This window comes from Jannaschia sp. Os4 (assembly GCF_016820245.1).
Taxonomy (GTDB): domain Bacteria; phylum Pseudomonadota; class Alphaproteobacteria; order Rhodobacterales; family Rhodobacteraceae; genus Jannaschia.
Genome location: NZ_JAFCAR010000003.1, coordinates 585,420 through 604,248, shown reverse-complemented (window position 1 = coordinate 604,248; position 18,829 = coordinate 585,420). Strand labels below are relative to the sequence as shown.

Below are 18,829 nucleotides of genomic sequence, written 5' to 3'. Positions count from 1 at the left end.
GGGGCGGGGTTCGGACCGCGCGTCGGGACTCTCGGGGTCGGCCCCGGTCGTCGTGTCTTCGCTCGGGGCGGGCGCGGCGTCCGCGCGCTGACCGTCAGGTGCCATCGGACCCGGAGGGCCTCCATGTGGTGTCGTCGGGGATCAATCTAGCCGTAGGGATCGGGAATCCCAAGCCCGGCGAGGACGCGGATCTCCGCCGCCTCCATTCCCGCGCGCTCGGCCTCCTCCATGTGGTCGTGGCCCAGCAGGTGCAACGTCGCGTGCACCATCAGGTGCGTGACATGGTCGGCGAGCGTCAGCCCCCGCTCGGCGGCCTGCCGCGCGCAGGTGTCGTAGCTGATCGCCACGTCGCCCATCTCCGCCTCCGGCACGTCCCCCGGCGCGAGGTCCGAGGCGGGCCACGACAGCACGTCCGTGGGCGTGGGCTTGCCGCGGAACGCCGCGTTCAGCCCCGCGATCCGCTCGTCGCCGCAGCCCAGCACGGCCGCCTCGTGCGCCTCCGGGTCCAGCCCCGCGTCGCGCAGCGTGGCGGGCACCGCGCGGGCGGACGCCGCCTCCAGCACCCCCGCCCAGCGCCCGTCCTCCAAGACGACGTCGACGCTCACCCGGCGAAGCCCCACCCGTCGGGCGCGAAGCCGTAGCCCTTGGCGCCCTCGGCCAACTCACCCTCCAGATCGGCGATCGCCTCCGCCGAGAGGTCCATCTCCTCGGTCGTGGCCCGCAGGGCGGTCGCGTCTCCCTCCGCCGTCAGCCCGCGCATCCGAAGCCACATCGTGAAGGGCATCGGCTGCGCCTCGTCCGTGCCGACGAACTCGAAATCCACCGCCGCCCGGTCGGGCAGCGGCCCCTCCGCCTCCAGCTGCGCCCACGTGTAGAGCGTCCCGAGCCGCAGGGTCTCGGCGTCCCAAGAATCGTCGCTCATTCCCCGCGCTCGGCGCGCGCCGCCTCGCGGCGGGCATCGTCCGCGTCGTAGGCGCCGATGATCTTGGCCACCAAGGGGTGCCGCACCACGTCCGTCGCGTCGAAGTAGTTGAAGCTGATCCCGTCCACCCCGGCGAGGATCGCCTCGGCGTCCCGCAGCCCCGAGCGGACGCCGCGCGGCAGGTCCACTTGGCTCCGGTCGCCGGTGATCGCCATGCGCGACCCCTGCCCCAGCCGGGTCAGGAACATCTTCATCTGCATCGTCGTCGCGTTCTGCGCCTCGTCGAGGATGACGTAGGCGTTCGACAGCGTGCGCCCCCGCATGAAGGCGAGCGGCGCGATCTCGACCTTCTTCTCCTCGCGCAGCTTGCCCAGCTGCTTGGAGGGCAGGAAGTCGTTCAGCGCGTCGTAGAGCGGCTGCATGTAGGGATCGACCTTCTCGTCCTGCGTGCCGGGCAGGAAGCCCAGCTTCTCGCCCGCCTCGACGGCCGGACGGGTCAGGATGATGCGGTCCACCTCGCCGGTGATGAACTTCGACACGGCGACGGCCACCGCGATGTAGGTCTTGCCCGTCCCCGCCGGTCCGATCCCGAAGGTCAGCTCGTTGTCGAGGAGCGCGCGGGTGTAGCGCTTCTGCGCCTCGGTGCGCGGCTCCATCGTCTTCTTGCGGGTGCGGATCTCGATCTGCTCGACGCCGCCCGGCGCGAACATCTCCTGCTGGTCGCCGTCGCGCGTCTCCTCGTCGTCGGCCCGCAGGCGGATGGTCGCGTCGATCGCGCCCATGTCCACCGCGCGCCCCGCCTCGAGGCGCGCGTAGAGCCCGCGCAGCACCCGCTCGGCCTCCGCCGCCGCCTCGCCGTGCACGGCCAGCGCGTTGCCCCGCTGGGCGATCTGGACGCCCATCAGCTGCTCCACCTGCGCCAAGTGGGCGCCCGCCGGCCCCACGAGGTCGATCAGCAGGCGGTTGTCGGGGAACTCGATCTGGACGCCCGCGGTCGGGGCGGCGAGGGTGTCGGCCAAACGTCTCTCCTTGTTGCGGTCCGGCGGCCCGGACGGCGCGGCGAACGGCTTCCGAGGGTGGGGTCGCGGACGATCCGGCGCAAGGGCCGGCGCGCCGCACAGCCTAGCGCGACGCCCGACCGCCGCAACGCCGGCGCGCGCCACTGTTTCCAAGTGGGCGGCCCGACTGTTTCCGCAGCCGATCCCCAATCGTGGCGAAACCGTGGTATCGGCGGGGCGGGGACGTGCGTCCCGACGGGCCGACTCACCCGCGTCCGGGCGCGCCGACAACGAGACGACGACCTGCCTTCCCGGCCCGCGCCGGGGTGAAACCGAAGGACCCGCCATGAAGACCACCGCCCTTGCCGCGACGGCCCTCGCCGTCCTCGCCTCCGCAAGCGTCGCGCCCACGCCCGCCGACGCGTGGGGCAACCGGGCCATGCCCGAGCCGCGCGAGATCCGCATCTCCTGCGACCGCTCGCTGCTCAAGAACAAGGTCGTTTTCGACCGCGCGATGGGCGTGTTCCTCGACGACCTCGCCAGCTTGGGCTACTCGAACGCCGAGGCCGTGGCGATCGGCGAGCGCGTCTGCCGCGACGAGCGCCTCGTCGGCAACCCGGAGGCCATGGCCGCCCAGGTCCGCAACATCATCCGCACCCAGCCGCCCTGCAACTGCAACCGGGCGCGCGCGCGGCGCCACCACTGACGCCGACCGCGCGCGGCGGATTCCCCTAGGCCAGCTCGCCCTTCAGCGAGTTGGCCGCCGCCTCGACGATCCGCACCTTCGCCACCCGTCCCATCAGGTCGGCGGGCGCCTCGACGTGGCAGGCCTGCAGGTGCTCGGTCTTGCCGACCAGCTGCCCCGGCAGACGGCCCACCTTCTCGAACAGCACCGTCGTCTCCCGCCCGACGGCGGCCTCCTGCGCCGCGCGCTGCTGCGCGCCCAGCAGGGCCTGCAGGCGCGCCAGCCGCTCCGACGCGACCTCCGGGCCGACCCCTTCCTTCTCGGCGGCGGGCGTTCCCGGCCGGGCGGAGTACTTGAACGAGTAGGCCTGCCCGTAGCCCACCGCCTCGACGAGGCGCAGCGTGTCCTCGAACTCGGCCTCGGTCTCGCCGGGGAAGCCCACGATGAAGTCGCCGGACAGCAGCAGGTCGGGCCGCGCGGCGCGGATGCGCCCGATCAGCTCGACGTACTCCGCCGCCGTGTGCTTGCGGTTCATCGCCTTGAGCACCCGGTCCGACCCCGCCTGCACCGGCAGGTGGAGATAGGGCATCAGCTTGGGCAGGTCGCCATGCGCGGCGATCAGGTCGTCGGTGAAGTCGTTCGGATGCGAGGTGGTGTAGCGGATGCGCGCCAGCCCCTCGACCGCGTGCAGCCGCCGGATCAGGTCCGCGAGGCTCCACGTCCCGCCGTCCGGCCCGTCCCCGTGATAGGCGTTCACGTTCTGCCCGAGCAGCGTGATCTCCTTCACGCCGCGCGCCACCAAGGCCTCGGCCTCCGCGACCAAGCGGGCGGCGGGGCGCGAGACCTCGGCCCCGCGCGTGTAGGGCACCACGCAGAAGGCGCAGAACTTGTCGCAGCCCTCCTGCACCGTGAGGAACGCCGTGGGACGCTTGGCGGGGGTTCGGGCGACGGGCAGGTGGTCGAACTTGTCCTCCGGCGGCATGTCCGTGTCGACCGCCGCCCCTCGATCCGACCGGGCCACCAGGTCGGGCAGCCGGTGATAGGCCTGCGGCCCCACCACGAGGTCCACCAGCGGCTGGCGCGCGACGATCTCGGCCCCCTCCGCCTGCGCCACGCATCCCGCCACGCCGATCTTGAGGTCGGGGTTGCGGGCCTTCAGCGGCTTCAGGCGCCCCAGTTCCGAATACACCTTCTCGGCCGCCTTCTCGCGGATGTGGCAGGTGTTGAGCAGGATCAGGTCCGCCTCGCCCGCGTCCTCCGTCGCCTCGTAGCCTTGCGCGGCCATCGCCTCGGCCATGCGCTCGCTGTCGTAGACGTTCATCTGGCAGCCCCACGTCTTGACGTGCAGCTTCTTCTTGGCGGCCTCGGTCATAGGGCGAACCTCGTCAAATCGGGCGCCCGCGCCTACCGCGCCCGGCGCCCGCCCGCAACGCGCCACCCGCGCGGCTTGCCCCCGCCGCAGCCGCGCGGCACCAACCCGCGCATGGAGTTCCGCGACCTCGACGACCTGCGCGCGCGCGGCGCCGCCCTGCCGGGGCCGGTCCTGATGCTGCTGTGCGAGGACGAGACCGAGATCGCCTCGACCCTCGACCACCACGTCCGCGCCGGGTTCGCCTCCATCGTCGTCGCCGCCCCGCCCGGCGTGACCCTCCCGCCCCTGCCCGGCGCGGCCCATGCGCTCCGCCTGCCCGAGCGGCCCGAGCGGATGGCCCCGCCCTGCGTCAACGCCCTGATCGACGCGCTCCCCGAAGGCCGGTGGATCGCATGGCTGCACAACGCGGAGTACCTCTTCACGCCCTTCGGGGAGAGCCGGACCGTCGGCGAGGCGACGGCCTTCTGCGCCGAGGAGCGGCGCGACGCGCTGCTGACCTTCGTGATCGACCTCTACGCCGGCGACCTGGGCGCCGCCCCCGACGGCGTCGATCCGGAGGACGCATGGTTCGACGCGACCGGCTACTACGCCCTCGCCCGGCCCGGCGACCCGAGCGCCCCCGGCCCCAAGGAGCGGCAGCTCGACATGTTCGGCGGCCTGCGCTGGCGCCACGAGGAGCACGTCCCCGAGGACCGCCGCCGCATCGACCGCGTCTCCCTGTTCCGCGTCCGTCCGGGCCTGCGCCTGCGCGACGACAACACGCTGTCGATCGAGGAGATGAACACCTACGCCTGCCCGTGGCACCACTCGATGACCTGCGCGGTGGCCTCGTTCCGCGCGGCCAAGGCGCTGGCCACCAACCCCGGCTCGCGCGGCACGATCCCAACCTTCCGGTGGAGCGGTTCGACCCGGTTCGAATGGCGCGCGCAGCAGCTGATGGACGGCGGCTTCATGGAGCCCGGCCAGTGGTTCTGATCCCCCCCGGCCTGTGACGCCGAGGTCACTGCGCCGCCCCCCCGCCCCCCCTCACACCGTCGTGAGAAACCAATCCCCCTCCGAATCGCGTTAGGACAACGTCAGTTCGCTGCCACGAACGGAGATATTGGTATGCTCGACCGCCGCACATTCCTGTCCACCGCATTGGCCGGGACGGCCGCCGCCGCACTTCCGGGCGCGGCCTCGGCCCTCCCCCGACAGTTCCAGCCCCGCATGGTCCGCACCGGATCGCAGGTCCCCGCCGGGGAGCTGCACCTCGATCCCAACGCCTACGCGCTCTACTGGGGCACGGGCGACGGCCTCGCGATCCGCTACGCCGTCGGCGTCGCGCGCCGCGACCTGTGGAGCCCCGGCGTGTTCCGCGTCGGCGCCAAGAAGGTCTGGCCCTCGTGGACGCCCACGCCGAACATGATCCGCCGCGAGCCGGAGATCTACGCGCAGTGGGCCGGCGGGATGGAGGGCGGGCCGAACAACCCGCTGGGCGCGCGCGCGCTCTACCTGTTCCGCGGCGGGCGCGACACGTTCCTGCGCATCCACGGGACCAACGCGCCCAACACGATCGGCACGCGCGTCTCGAACGGCTGCGCCCGGCTGGTCAACGACCACGTGGTCGACCTCTACCAGCGCGTCCCGCAGGGCACGCGCGTCGTGCTCTACGACATGTTCTCCTGACCGCGGCCCCGGTCCGGGAACGAGGAAGGGGCGCGCCCGTCGCCGGGCGCGCCCCTCTGCCATCCTCCGGGGCCGATCAGGCCTCGACGGTCTCGCCTTCGATGGCCTGCGCGGCGTCGGCGCGGGTCGCCTCGATGGCGATGGTCCGGGGCTTCAGCGCCTCCGGCACCTGACGCTCGAGGTCGATGTGCAGCATGCCGTCGGCGGCGCGTGCACCCGTCACGTGGACGTGGTCGGCCAGCTGGAAGGTCTTCTCGAAGGCCCGGGTCGCGATTCCGCGGTGCAGGTAGGTCCGCTTCTGCTCGTCCTTGGCCTTGCGGGCCGTGACGACGAGCGACTGCTCGCGCACCTCGACGTTCAGCTCGTCCGAGCCGAAACCCGCGACGGCGATCGAGATGCGGTAGGCATCCTCATCGGTCTTCTCGATGTTGTAGGGCGGGTAGGTCGTCGCCGTGTCGGCCGTCATGACGCGGTCGAGCAGGTCGGCCATCCGGTCGAAGCCGACGGTGGCGCGGTAGAGCGGCGCGAGATCGTAGGTTCGCATGTCGTGCATCCTCTTCAGAGCTATGCTTGGCGAGCGCCCCCTCCGGTCGGACGAGGGCGTCTGGTTCTAGGGTCCCGGACCCGCTCGGCGGCGTCCGGTGAGGGGGATTTGGGGACGGTGCGAACGCGGTTCAAGGGGGTGCTTGGGGCGTTGTTTCATTGGGTTCGGGGCGCGGCACCGGGGGAAGGTGCGTGCGCTTCCCGCCACCCTGAGGAGAGGCGGAGCCGCCGGGGGATCGGGAGGCGACGGAAGCGCGTCGCAGGGCCGTGGCGCGGCGATGCGACCTCGCCGCGATGCGCTTTATCCCTCACCCCCGCACGACGCTTGACCGGCGTGCCAGCGGAGAAGGATCGCCGTGCCGTGGGGCGGCCCGGCGATGCGCGGCTCGGCTGCGCCTCGCGTTCCGCGCAGGTGCGCCGCTCGGACCATCCTGTGTCGCAACGGGGATAGACGGCTCGGTCCGCCGCCCTCTGCCTGCCCCTCGGGAGGGACCACCATGCACTACGCCTTCATCGGCCTCGGCGAACTGGGAGGCGCGCTCGCCGCCCGCCTGCTCGACGCGGGGCTGGCCGTCACCGTCCACGACCGCGACCGCGCCGCCGCCGACCCGCTGCTGGCGCGGGGCGCGCGGTGGGCCGACGGCCCCGCCGCAGCCGCGGCGGCGGCCGACCACGCGATCACCTGCCTGCCGCACCCCGACGCCTCGACCGCCGTGCTGACGGCGATGCTCCCCCACCTGCGCGGCAAGGACTGGATTGAACTCTCCACCCTCTCCCGCGACGACGTCCTCCGCCTCGCCGCGCTGGCCCGCGACGCGGGCGCGACCTCGCTGGAACTGCCCGTCACCGGCGGCGTCCACCTCGCCGCGTCGGGGGAACTGGCGCTCTTGGCGGGGGGCGACGCGGAGACCTTGGCCCGCCACGGCACCGCGCTCGCCGCGATGGGGCGCGAAATCCACCACATCGGCGCGGTGGGCGACGCCGCCTTGGTCAAGGTCGTCACCAACATGCTGGCCTTCATCCACCTCAAGGCGACGGGAGAGGCGCTGATGCTCTGCAGGCGCGGCGGCGTGGACCTCGGGACGGCGTGGCGGGCGATCCGGGCGTCCTCGGGCAACTCCTTCGTGCACGAGACCGAGGGCGCGCTGGTGCTGAACGGCTCCTGCGACGTGGGCTTCTCCATCGACCTCGCGCTCAAGGATCTCGGCTTCGCCCGCGCCTTCGCCGCCGAGCTCGGAGTCCCCCTCGACCTCGCCGAGGCGACGGCCAAGACCTACGAGCGCGCCCGCGACGCCTATGGCGGCGCGGCCCAGTCCCCCATGATCGTCCGCCTCTTGGAGGAGGCGCTGGGAACCGACCTGCGGGCCGAGGGCTTCCCCGCGCGGCTGGAGGCGGGCACGGTGATCTCATGACCACGCTCTTCCTCCACGACGAACGCACCCTCTGGCACGGCGGGGGCCAGTATGCGGGCCTCTTCCCCGTGGGCGACCTCGTCCAGCCCCTCGTCGGCGGCCTTCCCGAGAACCCCGAGACCAAGCGCCGCCTCGTCAACCTGATGCGCGTCACCGGCCTGATGGACGAGCTGGCCGAGCGCTCCGCGCCGCCGCTCACCCACGAGGACCTGCTGCGCGTCCACCCGGCGAGCTACCTCGACGCGTTCAAGGCCAAGTCCGACGACGGCGGCGGCGAACTGGGGATGCGGACGCCCTTCCTGCCCGGCGGCTACGAGATCGCGGCCCTCTCGGCGGGACTGGTGGCGGACGGCCTGACGGCGGTGCTGCGCGGCGAGGCGGGCAACGCCTACGCGCTGAGCCGACCGCCCGGCCACCACTGCCTGCCCGACTGGCCCAACGGGTTCTGCCTGATGGCGAACGTCGCGCTGGCGGTGGAGCGGGCGCGGGCGCACGGCCTCTGCCACCGGGTCGCCATCGTCGACTGGGACGTCCACCACGGCAACGGGACCGAGGCGATCTACCTCTCCGACCCCGACACGCTGGCCGTCTCCCTGCACCAGGAGAACAACTACCCCGTCGACACCGGCGGGTTCGACGTGCGCGGCGAGGGTAAGGGCGAGGGCGCGAACCTCAACCTCCCCCTGCCCCCCGGCACCGGACACGCGGGCTACCTCGCCGCGTGGGACCGTCTGGTGCGGCCCGCGCTGGACCGCTTCCGCCCCGACGTGCTGGTGATCGCCTGCGGCTTCGACGCCGCCGTCGTGGACCCGCTGGGCCGGATGCTCGCCACGGCCGAAACCTTCGACGCCCTGACCCGCCGCGCGATGGGGGCGGCCGCCGACCTCTGCGGCGGGCGCCTGCTGCTGGCCCACGAGGGCGGCTACTCCGAGGCCTACGTGCCGTTCTGCGGCTACGCCGCGATCGCCGCACTGGCCGGGTCCGGCACCGCCGCCCCCGACCCCTTCGCCGCGGTCTTCGCCCAGCGCCAGCCGGGTCCGGAGATGGCCCGTTTCGTCGAGTCGCGGATCGACGCGATGGCCGCCGCCCTGCCGTGACCAAACGGCGCAGGGACGGGCCGGCGCGTCGATTGACACCCCCCCTCCCCTGCGCCATCCCAATCACGCGCATGACGACCGGAGCGACACGATGAAGAAGGTCTACCCCGACGCGGCCTCCGCGCTGGACGGTCTATTGTCCGACGGCATGCTCATCGCCGCCGGGGGCTTCGGCCTGTGCGGCATCCCCGAGCTGCTGCTCTCGGCCATCCGCGACGCGGGCACCCGCGACCTGACCTTCGCCTCCAACAACGCGGGCGTGGACGACTTCGGCATCGGCATCCTGCTGCAGACCCGCCAGGTGACGAAGATGCTGTCGTCCTACGTGGGCGAGAACGCCGAGTTCATGCGCCAGTACCTCGCCGGCGAGCTGGAGATCGAGTTCAACCCGCAGGGCACCCTGGCCGAGCGGATGCGCGCGGGCGGCGCCGGCATCCCCGGCTTCTACACCAAGACGGGCGTCGGCACGCAGGTGGCCGAGGGCAAGGAGCACAAGGACTTCCCCACCGGCCCGAATGGGGCCGACGAGACCTACATCATGGAGCGCGGCATCTTCGCGGACCTCGCCATCGTGAAGGCGTGGAAGGCCGACACCACCGGCAACGCGATCTTCCGCAAGACGGCGCGCAACTTCAACGTCCCCGCCGCGATGTGCGGGCGCACATGCGTCATGGAGGTCGAGGAGATCGTCGAGCCGGGCGCGCTGGACGGCGACGCGATCCACCTGCCCGGCATCTACGTCCACCGCCTGATCCAAGGCGAGCACGAGAAGCGCATCGAGCAGCGGACCGTGCGCCCGGCCAAAGGCGCGGCGGCGGGATCGACCTGAGATGCCCGACGACGTGGACGAGCGCGTGAACGTGGAGGGCCTTTCGGGCCAAGGCCTGCTGCAGGGCTTCAGCCGCGTGCGCGTGGCGATGGTCCTCACGGACCCGCGCGCCGACGACAACCCCATCGTCTACGTCAACGACGCCTTCGAGCGGACGACGGGCTACCAGCGGTCGGCGGTGATCGGGCGGAACTGCCGCTTCCTGCAGGGCGAGGAGACGGCCAAGCGCGACGTCGACCGCATCCGCGACGCGGTGGAGAACCACGAGGACGTCTCCGTCGACATCCTGAACTACCGGGCCGACGGGCGGCCCTTCAACAACCGCCTCGTGATCGCGCCGATCACCGACGGCGACGACAACATCATCTACTTCCTCGGCATCCAGAAGGAGCTGGGGGAGAACGACCCCAAGGCCCACGGCGACGACATCCTCGTCAAGATCGGCGAGCGGGTCCGCACGGACCTCGCCATGGTCCTCGAGACGATCGGCGACTTCTCCGACGAGGGCGAGGAGCCCGACTTCGAGGCGATGTCGCGGCGCCTCGAGACGATGCAGCTCGCCTACGAGTCGATGAAGCTCTCGGACGAGCAGGAGGAGGCGGGCATCGACCTCGGATCGCTCCTGTCCCGCGTCGGCGCCGCCATCGCGCACGAGATGTCCAAGCCCGGCGTGCGCTTCGTGCAGCACATCGAGGCGACCGAGGTGAACCTCGACGCGGCGGTGCGCGCCGCGCTGATCGTGTCGGAGGTGCTGGCCAACGCCTTCGAGCACGCGTTCGACCGCATGGACGAGGGCTTCGTCGAGATGCGCGTCGCCCGGCTCGCCGCCGGGGGGCTCCGGATAACGGTGACGGACGACGGCGTGGGCATGGGGCGGAACACCGTGTTCCCCGACCCCGAGACCATCGGCGGTCGCCTGCTGGCCAAGATGTGCGACGGGCTGGACGCGACGCTGACCCCGGTGCGGGGCGCGGCGGGAACCGTGGTCGTGGTCGACGTCCCCGTCGGCCCGACCGAACTCTAGGAGGACCGCGATGCCTTGGGACCGCGACCAGATGGCCGCCCGCGCCGCAGCGGAGCTGGAGGACGGCACCTACGTCAACCTCGGGATCGGCATCCCGACCCTCGTGTCGAACCACATCCCCGACGGGGTGTCCGTCACCCTCCAGTCCGAGAACGGGATGCTCGGCATGGGCCCCTTCCCCCACGAGGGCGAGGAGGACGCCGACCTCATCAACGCGGGCAAGCAGACGATCACCGAGCTGCAGCACACCGCCTACTTCGATTCCGCCACCTCCTTCGGCATGATCCGGGGCGGCAAGATCGCCATGGCCATCCTCGGCGCGATGGAGGTGGCCGAGAACGGCGACCTCGCCAACTGGATGATCCCCGGCAAGCTGGTGAAGGGCATGGGCGGCGCGATGGACCTCGTCGCGGGCGTGGGCCGCGTGGTGGTGGTCATGGACCACGCCAACAAGCATGGGCAGTCCAAGGTCCTTAAGGAATGCACCCTGCCGCTGACCGGCACGGGCGTGGTGGACCGCATCATCACCAACCTTTGCGTGATGGATGTGGTCGAGGGTGGCCTGCGGCTGGTCGAGCTGGCCCCCGGCGTGACCGAGGACGAGGTGCGCGGGCTGACCGAGGCCACGCTCGTTGGCTGACCCGCTGGCGGACCTTCCGCCATCGGCCGACCATCCGCTCGCCCTGCCCGACTGGCGCCGCCGGGTGCAGGACCTGCACGCCCGCGTCCGCGCGACGCCAGACCCGCAGGCGGCGTGGCGCGACTGGCACGCCACCCGCTCCCGCCTGTTCCACGAGCACCCCCTCTCGCCCCTGCCCGCCGACTCCCGCCGCCCCGGCGCGGCGATTCCGGTCTTTCCCTACGACCCCGCGCTCCGCTTCGCCGTCGCCCTCGACCCGCGGGACGGCCCGGCGGAGCCGGTCGAGCTGGGCGCCGACGGCACCCTCGTCCGGCGCCCCGTGGGCCGCACGCGGGGCCTGTCGGACGCACTCGGCGCCGAGATCGCCGTCTGGTGGATCGGCGGCTACGGCGGGGGTCTGTTCGTGCCCCTCCGGGACGGCACGTCGGGGACGGAGACCTACGGCGCGGGCCGCTACCTGATCGACGCGATCAAGGGCGCGGATCTCGGCACGCGGGACGGACGCCTGATCCTCGACCTCAACTTCGCCTACCACCCGTCCTGCGCTTGGAACCCGGCCTACACCTGCCCGCTCGCGCCGCCGGAGAACGCCGTCCCCGCCCGCGTCGAGGCCGGAGAGCGGATGACCTAATGCGCGCGCGGCCGCAGGGCGGGGCTCGACCCGCCCACGCTCACATCCGCCGCAGCGCCGCCACCGCCGGCAGGCCGACCACGTACATCGTGATCCCGTACAGTGCCGCGGGCAGCGTCAGCGGCCCGAACCCCTCGCCCCCGGTCAGCAGCCCCGCCACCGCGATGCCGAGCGTCCCGTTCTGTATGCCCGCCTCGATGGCCACGGTGCGCGCCGTCGCCCGCCCCAGCCCGAGGAGGCGGGGCAGCGCCCAGCCGAGGCCCACGAGCAGCATCGGCAGCAGCAGGAGCGCCGGACCGAGGCGGGCCACGTTCGCCAAGAGCACGTCGAGGTTCGCGGCCACCGCCGCCACGAGGATCAGCGCGAACAGCCCCGCCGACACGCGCACGAGCCATGGCTCCGCCCGCGCCATCGCCGCCGGGAGCGCGGCCCGCAGCGCCATCCCGATCCCGATCGGCACCGCCGTCAGCCCGAACATCGTCAGCGCCGTCCCCGTCAGGTCCAGCCCCCCCGCCCCGCGCTCGGTGAACGCCGCGAAGGCGATCCCCAGCACCACGGGCACCGTGACCACCGACAGCAGCGACACCACCGCCGTCAGCGACACCGACAGCGCCACGTCGCCCCGCGCCAGCCGGGTCAGGAGGTTCGTCGTCACGCCGCCGGGGCAGGCCGCGAGGATCATGAACCCGACCGCCAGCTCGCCGGAGAATCCGAACGCCCGCACCACGAGGTAGGTCACCACCGGCACGAGCAGCACCTGCATCGCCGCGCCGACCGCGAAGGCCGCCGGCCGCGTCGCGACCCGCGCGAAATCGCGCGGGCGCAGCCCCACCCCCAGCGACAGCATGATGACCACCAGCGCGAGGGGCAGGCCCACGCTCACCAAGACGTCCATGGTCCCCTCCCCCCGGCACCCGTGCTAGCACCATAGCATCCCACCGCGGCGCGAGGAGGCCGATCATGGACATACGCTTCGAGGACACCGGCTCCGGCGGGCGCTACGCGGTCGCGGGCGACGGCGGCGAGGCCGAGATGACCTATAGCCGCGCGGGCAGCCAGTGGATCGCCGACCACACGGTCGTGCCCGAGGCGATGCGCGGCCAAGGCGTCGGCGAGGCGATGGCGCTCCGGCTGGTGGAGGACGCCCGCGCCGCGGGCGCCCGCATCGTCGCCCTCTGCCCCTTCGTGAAGGCGCAAGCGCGGCGCCATCCGGAGTGGGCGGACGTGGTGATGTAGCCGCGGGGCCGTCGCGTCCCGCGACCGTCTCCCCCCCGGGAGCGCGTGCCGCCGCGCCGTCGCTCGGTGATCCCGTGCGGCGTCGACCGGACGAGGGGGTCTCCGTCCGCGACCGCCGGGCCGCCCCTCGCCGTCCCGGCCCACCCCCCGCCGCCGCCGCCTTAAGCGTCCGTCCATGCTTCGCATGCGATCGACTGAATCGGGGGCGCGAGCGTCTCGAAACTGGATCGAATTCGCCGCATCCGGTCCGGCACCCCGCGTATGCACGGGGGACGCCTCCTCCGGACGGTGCCATCGCTCGCCTCGACCGCGCGCCGCTCGCCGTCAGTCGACGAGCCCCTCCAGCACCTCGTAGGTGCCCAGCTCCGGATCGAACGCCCCCGTCCGCAGGAAGGCCAGCACCTCCCCGATCACCACCGGCGCGTTGGCCATGAACGTGTGCGTCACCGGCAGCACGATGTGGTCCGCCATCCCCTCGACGCGCGTCGCCTCCACGGACACCTTGCCGTCGTCCGGCCCCGGCAGCACCGCGGAGTAGACCGGGTTCAGCGACCGGTCCCCCGCGATCACGCCCACCTCCCCCACCACCGGCGGCAGGCCGGCGGGCAGCCCGTCGGTCCCCAGCTGCGACCCGGCCGGCCCGTTGATCCACTCGAACGGCGGCAGGTCCGACAGCGCGTCGACCAGTTCCGACCCGCCGTTCGGCGGCGCCAGCATGACCACGCGCCCGTCCACCGGCCCCTCGGTCGCGGCGTGGACGCGGTAGAGGATGCCGCCCATGGAATGCGTGACGACGTGGGTGCGCGCGTCCCCGCAGGTCTCGAGGGCGGGCGGGATCGCGCGGGCGGCCAGCGCGTCGATCGGCGCGCCGGTGCTGTCGTAGTTCGCGACCACCGCCCGGTAGCCCTCCAGCGCCAGCGCCTCGGCCATCACCGCCATCGACGCCCCCGACCGCGCCAGCCCGTGCAGCAGCACGACGCAGTCCGGCTGCGGCTGGGCGGCGGCCGGGGCCGCGAGGAGGGACAGGAGGGCGAGCCGGCGCATCCCGCCCACCTAGGCCCCCGCCGCCCCGCGCGCTAGGCGGGGGGCCATGCCGATCCGCCTCGCCGCCCGCGCCGTCCTCGTCCACCGCGACCGCCTGCTCCTCGTCAACGCCTACCCGCCCGCGGCGGGCTCGGACCTGTGGTGCTGCCCCGGCGGCGGGGCCGCGCCGCACGAGGCCCTGCCCGACACCCTGATCCGCGAGGTCCACGAGGAGACGGGCCTCGCCGTCCGCGTCGATGCCCCCTGCCTCGTCAACGAGTTCCACGACCCCGACCGCGGCTTCCATCAGGTGGAGGTGTTCTTCCGCTGCCGCCTCCGCGCGGGCGCCTTGGACGACGGCTGGCGGGATCCCGAGGGCGTCGTCACCCGGCGTCGCTGGGCCGCCCGCGCCGACCTCGCCGCGCTGCGCCACAAGCCGTCCGCCCTCGCCGACGTCGCATGGGACGGCGCGACGGTCCCCTACGACCCCTTGGAGCGGATCGTCCCCTGAACGGCCAGCGCGATGCCCGCCAGCACGAGCGCCCCCGCCCCCAGCATCCGCCCCGTCACGTCCTCGCCCAGCAGCGCCGCCCCGCCCACCACCGCAATCACCGGCGCCGAGAGCTGCATCACCCCCGCCGCCGCCACGCCCATCCGCGGCAGCACGCGGTAGAGCAGCGCGTAGCCCAGCCCGCTCGTCACCGCGCCCGACAGGACGGCCCAGCCCGCGCCCAGCGGCGTCACCGGCGCCCCCCACCACAGCGGCAGGGTCAGGGCCATCAGCCCCGCCCCCAGCACGAAGTTCGCCGCCGTGGCGCCCAAGGGGGACGGCTCGTCCCGCCCGGCATAGGTGTAGGCCGCCCAGCCCAGCCCCGCCGCGACCATCAGGGCCACGTCCACGGGCGCGCCCGCCGCCTCGTCCGGCCAGAGCAGCCAGCCGAGGCCGAGGCCGGCCACGGCCATCCCCGCCCAGCGGAGCGCGGTGAAACGCTCGCCCAGCCCCAGCCCCATGCCCAGCAGCGCCACTTGGACCGTCCCGAACAGGATCAACGCGCCCAGCCCCGCGTCGAGCGTCCGGTAGGCCAGCGAGAAGCCCAGCAGGTAGACCACGAGCGCCGCCGCCGCCCCGAGCCGCGATGCCGCCACCGGCACGCGCCCCCGGACCAGCAGCGCGAGGACCGCCGCCCCCGCGCCCACCCGGATCGCCGCGAAGGACAGCGGATCGGTGCCGTCCAGCACGCCCGCGCGGGTCAGCAGCGAGTTGGCCGCCAGCATCGCCATCGCGAGCGCGGCCAGCACGAGGGTGCGGCTCACTCGGCGGCCACCCGCGGCAGCGCCGCGCGCCCCGCCTCGGACAGCGCGTAGGTCCCGAGGCCGACCTTCTCGAACCATCCGTAGTGGTTGTCCCGCATGATCGTGGTCGCCCGCGCCACGCCCGTGGCCGCCTTGGCCGCGGACCCCTTGCACGGCCCCGCCACGCTGAGGTGGCGCGCCAGCGCCTGCGCGTCCTGCCGGTAGGCCGTCACCACCCCGCCGCGCGTGCCCCCGGGGGTCGTGTCCCCCCGCCGCGCCGCGAACTCCCGCAGCAGCCGCTCGCGCGGACGCGCCAGCAGGCGCGGCTGGAACGGCCCCGGATCGCAGAGCGGCTCCACCGTCGCGCCCCGCACCGTGAGCACCCCGATCCCGAGGCGGCGGGCGAGCTTCAGGTTCGCCTTCAGCGCCGACCAGCCGCGCTTCCCCGCGGGCCGCGGCACCGCGACGTAGACGTGGGGGGTCGCCGCCTGCCGGTCGATGGCCTGATGGACCAGCGCGAGCGAGAACGCCGCCTTGAGCTCCACGATCACCGGCGGCTCGTCGCCGCGCACCGCGACCACGTCGGCGGGGCCGATCTCGCCCTTCACGGCGTAGCCTTGGCCCTCGAGGAAGGCCTTGATCGGCGGATAGAGGTCGGTCTCGGGCATCCCGTCCGGCGGTAGACCACCGAGCCGGGGCGTGAACAGGCCATGGCCCTCCCCGCGCCATCACATCGCCCCAATTCGACGTGGATATGACACGAAGGCGCCGAAGGAGGCGCATTGGTTCCAGATTGCGGAGGGATCGGCATGACCATCACGTTCCAGCACCTGCTCGCCGCGACGCTCCTCGGGGTCGGGCTCCTGTCCGGCGTCCTCGCGGGCGTGCCCGACGAGCGGGCGGCGCGCGCCTCCGAGATCGAGGCGCTGCTCGCCGCCGCGGAGGCCACCTCCTCCGACGGGTGACGCGGCGGGGCGCCCGGCGCGCCTCGTGACATCCTCCGGGGACGGGTCTATGGGCGCGCCCAACGCCCGACCCGTCCGACCGGAGGACCCCCGATGACCACGCTCGTCCTTGGCCATAAGGCTCCCGACACCGACTCCACCGGCGCGCCCATCGTGTGGGCGTGGTGGCTGGGCCGGCAGGGCACCGAGGCCCGCCCGGTGCTGCTCGGCGAGCCGAACACCGAGGCCGCCTTCGTGCTCGACCGGTGGTCCTTGGAGAAGCCCGAGATCGTCGCCGACGTCGAGGCGGGCCAGCCGGTCGTCATCGTCGACACCAACAACCCGGCCGAGCTGCCCGCCTCCATCGGCGAGGCGGACGTCCGGCAGATCATCGACCACCACAAGCTCTTCGGCGGGATCGAGACCAAGGCCCCGATCGACGTGGTGATGCGGCCCTACGCCTGCACCGTGACCGTGATGGCGGAGATCATGGGCGACGCGCTGCACGAGGCGCCCGAGGGCGTCCGCGGCGCCGCCCTCTCGTGCATCCTGTCGGACACGCTGGAGTTCCGCTCCCCCACCACCACCGACGCGGACCGCGCGCTGGCCGAGCGGCTGGCCGAAGGTCTGGGCGTCTCGATCCCCGACTACGCCGCCGAGATGTTCGCCGCGAAGTCCGACGTGTCGGCCTTCTCCGAGGCGGAGCTGCTCAGGATGGACAGCAAGGCGTTCGAGGTGGACGGCGTGACCTTCCGCGTCTCCGTGCTCGAGACCACCTCGCCGGGGCAGGTGCTGTCGCGCAAGGACGCGCTGATGGCGGCGATGCCGGAGGTGGCCGAGGAGGACGGCGTGCAGCAGGTGCTGCTCTTCGTGGTCGACATCCTCCGCGAGGAGGCGACGATGCTGATCCCGAACCCCTTGGTGAAGGACGTGGCGCAGAACTCCTTCGACGTGACGGTCGGGGGGGACACGGTGGTCCTGCCGGGCGTCATGAGCCGCAAGAAGCAGATCATCCCGGCGCTCAAGCTGTGAGGCGCGCATGACCCGGATCGTCTCGTCGCTCGCCGAGGTCGCGTCGAACTACGACGCCCTCTTCGTCGACCTCTGGGGCTGCGTCCACGACGGGGTGCGGCCCTATCCCGGCGCGGTCGAGGCGTTGCGCGCCTACCGCGCGGGCGGGGGCATCGTGGTCTTCGTCACCAACTCGCCCCGCCCCCGCGCGGGCGTGCTCCGCCAACTCGACGGGATCGGCGTCCCCGCCGATGCCTGCGACACCATCGCCACCTCGGGCGACACCGCCCGCGTCGCGCTGTTCAACGGCGCGGTGGGGACCAAGGTCTACGAGATGGGACAGGCCGTCATGGATGCCGACGCGGGCTTCTTCGACCCGCCCGCCATCGTGACCGACCCGCTGCCCGTCGAGCGCGTGCCGCTGGCGCAAGCCGAGGGCATCGTCTGCCTCGGCCCCGAGGATCCCTACGCCGACCCCGCGACCCTCCGGCCCCAACTGCTGGACGCCAAGATCCGGGGCCTGAAGCTGCTCTGCGCGAACCCCGACATCGTCGTGGATCGCGGCGGGCGGCGCGAGTGGTGCGCCGGCGCCGTGGCCGCGCTCTACACCGAGATGGGCGGCGAGAGCCTCTACTTCGGCAAGCCCCACCCCCCGATCTACGACCTCGCCCGCCGCCGCCTCGCCGCGATCCGCGACGTGCCGGACTCGCGCATCCTCGCCATCGGCGACGGCCCCGCCACGGACGCGCGCGGCGCGATGGGGGAGGACCTGGACCTGCTGTTCCTGTCCGGCGGCCTCGGCGCGGAGGAGACGGGCACGGCGGTGGGCGGCGATCCCGACCCGGCGAAGCTGGAGGCGTATCTCGCCGCGGAGGGGCTGTCGCCGACCTTCGTGATGGGGACGCTCCGGTAACGAAAGCGCCCCGACCGCTATCCTCGCGCATCTTTGTTGCGCGAAGGCTTGCCGCGTCGCGGCAATCGCGCTACCTCTCCGGAAGGCCGGATTCCGGAGGGCGCAGCCATGCTCGACACGACCCACAACCTGCCGCGCGGCACGATCACCATTGAGGAGATCGCAATCGGAATGGAGCGGCGGCTCGCCAAGGTCGTGACGGACCGCGACATCGAGCTGTTCGCCGAGGTGTCCACCGACCGGAACCCCGTGCATCTCGACGACGACTACGCGCGCGACACGATCTTCGAGGGGCGGATCGCCCACGGGATGCTGACCGCCGCGCTGATCTCCGCCGTGATCGGCGAGCAGCTTCCTGGCCACGGCACCGTCTACCTGGGCCAGTCGCTCAAGTTCCTCGCCCCCGTCCGGCCCGGCGACCGGGTCGAGGCGGTGGTGAAGGTGGTCGACGTCGACCACCGCCGCCGCCGCGCGTCGCTCGAGACGTGGTGCGAGGTGGGCGGCAAGACCGTGCTCAAGGGCGACGCGACCGTGCTCGTGCCGTCGGCCAAGTTCGACTGACCGGGGCGCCAAGCTTCACGTTCTTCA

Annotated in this window: 24 protein-coding genes; 15 read left to right on the top strand and 9 right to left on the bottom strand. The window is 73.0% G+C overall.

From position 1 onward, the window contains the following. Positions 1 to 146 precede the first annotated feature (146 nt). From ybeY to JQC91_RS08010, 3 genes are read right to left on the bottom strand one after another with little or no spacing between them, the layout of a single operon-like run. Positions 147 to 605 carry an rRNA maturation RNase YbeY gene (gene ybeY / locus JQC91_RS08020; RefSeq protein WP_203286279.1) on the bottom strand — a complete coding sequence of 153 codons (459 nt, stop codon included), beginning with the start codon at positions 603 to 605 and terminating at the stop codon, positions 147 to 149. Continuing rightward, positions 602 to 922, bottom strand: coding sequence for a hypothetical protein (locus tag JQC91_RS08015; protein WP_203286278.1), 321 nt, complete (start codon positions 920 to 922; stop codon positions 602 to 604). Before JQC91_RS08015 ends, ybeY begins: the two co-directional genes overlap by 4 nt. Continuing rightward, positions 919 to 1,941: a PhoH family protein gene (locus JQC91_RS08010; RefSeq protein ID WP_238941372.1), complete on the bottom strand. Its 1,023-nt coding sequence runs from the start codon at positions 1,939 to 1,941 to the stop codon at positions 919 to 921. Before JQC91_RS08010 ends, JQC91_RS08015 begins: the two co-directional genes overlap by 4 nt. A 325-nt stretch (positions 1,942 to 2,266) precedes the next feature. On the opposite strand from JQC91_RS08010, the gene JQC91_RS08005 reads away from it, so the two are divergent. Beyond that, a complete protein-coding gene (locus JQC91_RS08005; RefSeq protein ID WP_203286276.1) occupies positions 2,267 to 2,626 on the top strand; it encodes a hypothetical protein in 360 nt (119 codons plus the stop codon). A gap of 25 nt (positions 2,627 to 2,651) precedes the next feature. Here the strand turns inward: JQC91_RS08005 and miaB are convergent, their stop codons facing one another. After that, positions 2,652 to 3,977 carry a tRNA (N6-isopentenyl adenosine(37)-C2)-methylthiotransferase MiaB gene (gene miaB, locus JQC91_RS08000; RefSeq protein ID WP_203286275.1) on the bottom strand — a complete coding sequence of 442 codons (1,326 nt, stop codon included), beginning with the start codon at positions 3,975 to 3,977 and terminating at the stop codon, positions 2,652 to 2,654. 111 nt (positions 3,978 to 4,088) lie between these two features. On the opposite strand from miaB, the gene JQC91_RS07995 reads away from it, so the two are divergent. After that, positions 4,089 to 4,952, top strand: coding sequence for a hypothetical protein (locus JQC91_RS07995; RefSeq protein ID WP_203286274.1), 864 nt, complete (start codon positions 4,089 to 4,091; stop codon positions 4,950 to 4,952). A gap of 132 nt (positions 4,953 to 5,084) precedes the next feature. Then, the gene (locus tag JQC91_RS07990; RefSeq protein ID WP_203286273.1) at positions 5,085 to 5,645 is read left to right on the top strand and encodes a L,D-transpeptidase; all 561 of its coding nucleotides are present in this window, start codon (positions 5,085 to 5,087) and stop codon (positions 5,643 to 5,645) included. Positions 5,646 to 5,721: 76 nt separating this feature from the next. Here JQC91_RS07990 and JQC91_RS07985 read toward each other — a convergent pair whose 3' ends face one another. After that, complete coding sequence (locus JQC91_RS07985) at positions 5,722 to 6,189, bottom strand: Hsp20 family protein (protein ID WP_203286272.1); 468 nt, start codon at positions 6,187 to 6,189, stop codon at positions 5,722 to 5,724. A 496-nt stretch (positions 6,190 to 6,685) separates the two neighbouring features. Here JQC91_RS07985 and JQC91_RS07980 point away from each other — a divergent pair, with 496 nt between their 5' ends. The 6 genes from JQC91_RS07980 to JQC91_RS07955 all read left to right on the top strand — a co-directional run bounded on the left by JQC91_RS07980 (position 6,686) and on the right by JQC91_RS07955 (position 11,821). After that, positions 6,686 to 7,600, top strand: coding sequence for an NAD(P)-dependent oxidoreductase (locus JQC91_RS07980; protein WP_203286271.1), 915 nt, complete (start codon positions 6,686 to 6,688; stop codon positions 7,598 to 7,600). Beyond that, positions 7,597 to 8,697, top strand: coding sequence for a class II histone deacetylase (locus tag JQC91_RS07975; RefSeq protein WP_203286270.1), 1,101 nt, complete (start codon positions 7,597 to 7,599; stop codon positions 8,695 to 8,697). The genes JQC91_RS07980 and JQC91_RS07975 overlap by 4 nt, the downstream gene beginning before the upstream one ends. Before the next feature lie 91 nt (positions 8,698 to 8,788). Then, positions 8,789 to 9,526 carry a CoA transferase subunit A gene (locus JQC91_RS07970; RefSeq protein ID WP_203286269.1) on the top strand — a complete coding sequence of 246 codons (738 nt, stop codon included), beginning with the start codon at positions 8,789 to 8,791 and terminating at the stop codon, positions 9,524 to 9,526. Position 9,527: 1 nt separating this feature from the next. Continuing rightward, positions 9,528 to 10,550, top strand: a complete 1,023-nt coding sequence (locus tag JQC91_RS07965; RefSeq protein WP_203286268.1) for a PAS domain-containing protein — start codon at positions 9,528 to 9,530, stop codon at positions 10,548 to 10,550. A gap of 10 nt (positions 10,551 to 10,560) precedes the next feature. Further along, on the top strand, positions 10,561 to 11,190 hold the full coding sequence (locus JQC91_RS07960) for a 3-oxoacid CoA-transferase subunit B (protein WP_203286267.1): 630 nt from the start codon (positions 10,561 to 10,563) through the stop codon (positions 11,188 to 11,190). Next, positions 11,183 to 11,821 carry a DUF1684 domain-containing protein gene (locus JQC91_RS07955; protein ID WP_238941371.1) on the top strand — a complete coding sequence of 213 codons (639 nt, stop codon included), beginning with the start codon at positions 11,183 to 11,185 and terminating at the stop codon, positions 11,819 to 11,821. The genes JQC91_RS07960 and JQC91_RS07955 overlap by 8 nt, the downstream gene beginning before the upstream one ends. A gap of 40 nt (positions 11,822 to 11,861) precedes the next feature. Here the strand turns inward: JQC91_RS07955 and JQC91_RS07950 are convergent, their stop codons facing one another. After that, positions 11,862 to 12,716 (bottom strand): bile acid:sodium symporter, encoded by an 855-nt coding sequence (locus tag JQC91_RS07950; protein WP_203286266.1) that lies wholly within the window; start codon positions 12,714 to 12,716, stop codon positions 11,862 to 11,864. Positions 12,717 to 12,781: 65 nt separating this feature from the next. Between JQC91_RS07950 and JQC91_RS07945 the strand changes: the two genes are divergently transcribed. Beyond that, positions 12,782 to 13,057: a GNAT family N-acetyltransferase gene (locus JQC91_RS07945; protein ID WP_203286265.1), complete on the top strand. Its 276-nt coding sequence runs from the start codon at positions 12,782 to 12,784 to the stop codon at positions 13,055 to 13,057. 324 nt (positions 13,058 to 13,381) lie between these two features. Here JQC91_RS07945 and JQC91_RS07940 read toward each other — a convergent pair whose 3' ends face one another. Beyond that, positions 13,382 to 14,101 carry an alpha/beta hydrolase gene (locus tag JQC91_RS07940; RefSeq protein ID WP_203286264.1) on the bottom strand — a complete coding sequence of 240 codons (720 nt, stop codon included), beginning with the start codon at positions 14,099 to 14,101 and terminating at the stop codon, positions 13,382 to 13,384. Between the two features lie 46 nt (positions 14,102 to 14,147). Between JQC91_RS07940 and JQC91_RS07935 the strand changes: the two genes are divergently transcribed. After that, positions 14,148 to 14,591: an NUDIX hydrolase gene (locus JQC91_RS07935; protein WP_203286263.1), complete on the top strand. Its 444-nt coding sequence runs from the start codon at positions 14,148 to 14,150 to the stop codon at positions 14,589 to 14,591. On the opposite strand, the gene JQC91_RS07930 is transcribed toward JQC91_RS07935, so the two are convergent. Beyond that, positions 14,561 to 15,394, bottom strand: a complete 834-nt coding sequence (locus JQC91_RS07930; protein ID WP_343069928.1) for a DMT family transporter — start codon at positions 15,392 to 15,394, stop codon at positions 14,561 to 14,563. The genes JQC91_RS07935 and JQC91_RS07930 overlap by 31 nt on opposite strands. After that, the gene (locus JQC91_RS07925) at positions 15,391 to 16,041 is read right to left on the bottom strand and encodes a DUF2161 family putative PD-(D/E)XK-type phosphodiesterase (RefSeq protein ID WP_203286261.1); all 651 of its coding nucleotides are present in this window, start codon (positions 16,039 to 16,041) and stop codon (positions 15,391 to 15,393) included. The genes JQC91_RS07930 and JQC91_RS07925 overlap by 4 nt, the downstream gene beginning before the upstream one ends. A 141-nt stretch (positions 16,042 to 16,182) precedes the next feature. Between JQC91_RS07925 and JQC91_RS07920 the strand changes: the two genes are divergently transcribed. From JQC91_RS07920 to JQC91_RS07905, 4 genes are all read left to right on the top strand, one after another. Further along, on the top strand, positions 16,183 to 16,338 hold the full coding sequence (locus tag JQC91_RS07920; protein ID WP_203286260.1) for a hypothetical protein: 156 nt from the start codon (positions 16,183 to 16,185) through the stop codon (positions 16,336 to 16,338). Positions 16,339 to 16,431: 93 nt separating this feature from the next. Beyond that, positions 16,432 to 17,349: a manganese-dependent inorganic pyrophosphatase gene (locus JQC91_RS07915; protein ID WP_203286259.1), complete on the top strand. Its 918-nt coding sequence runs from the start codon at positions 16,432 to 16,434 to the stop codon at positions 17,347 to 17,349. Between the two features lie 7 nt (positions 17,350 to 17,356). Further along, positions 17,357 to 18,241: a TIGR01459 family HAD-type hydrolase gene (locus JQC91_RS07910; protein WP_203286258.1), complete on the top strand. Its 885-nt coding sequence runs from the start codon at positions 17,357 to 17,359 to the stop codon at positions 18,239 to 18,241. 108 nt (positions 18,242 to 18,349) lie between these two features. Next, positions 18,350 to 18,802: a MaoC family dehydratase gene (locus tag JQC91_RS07905; protein WP_203286257.1), complete on the top strand. Its 453-nt coding sequence runs from the start codon at positions 18,350 to 18,352 to the stop codon at positions 18,800 to 18,802. The last annotated feature ends 27 nt before the right edge of the window (positions 18,803 to 18,829 follow it).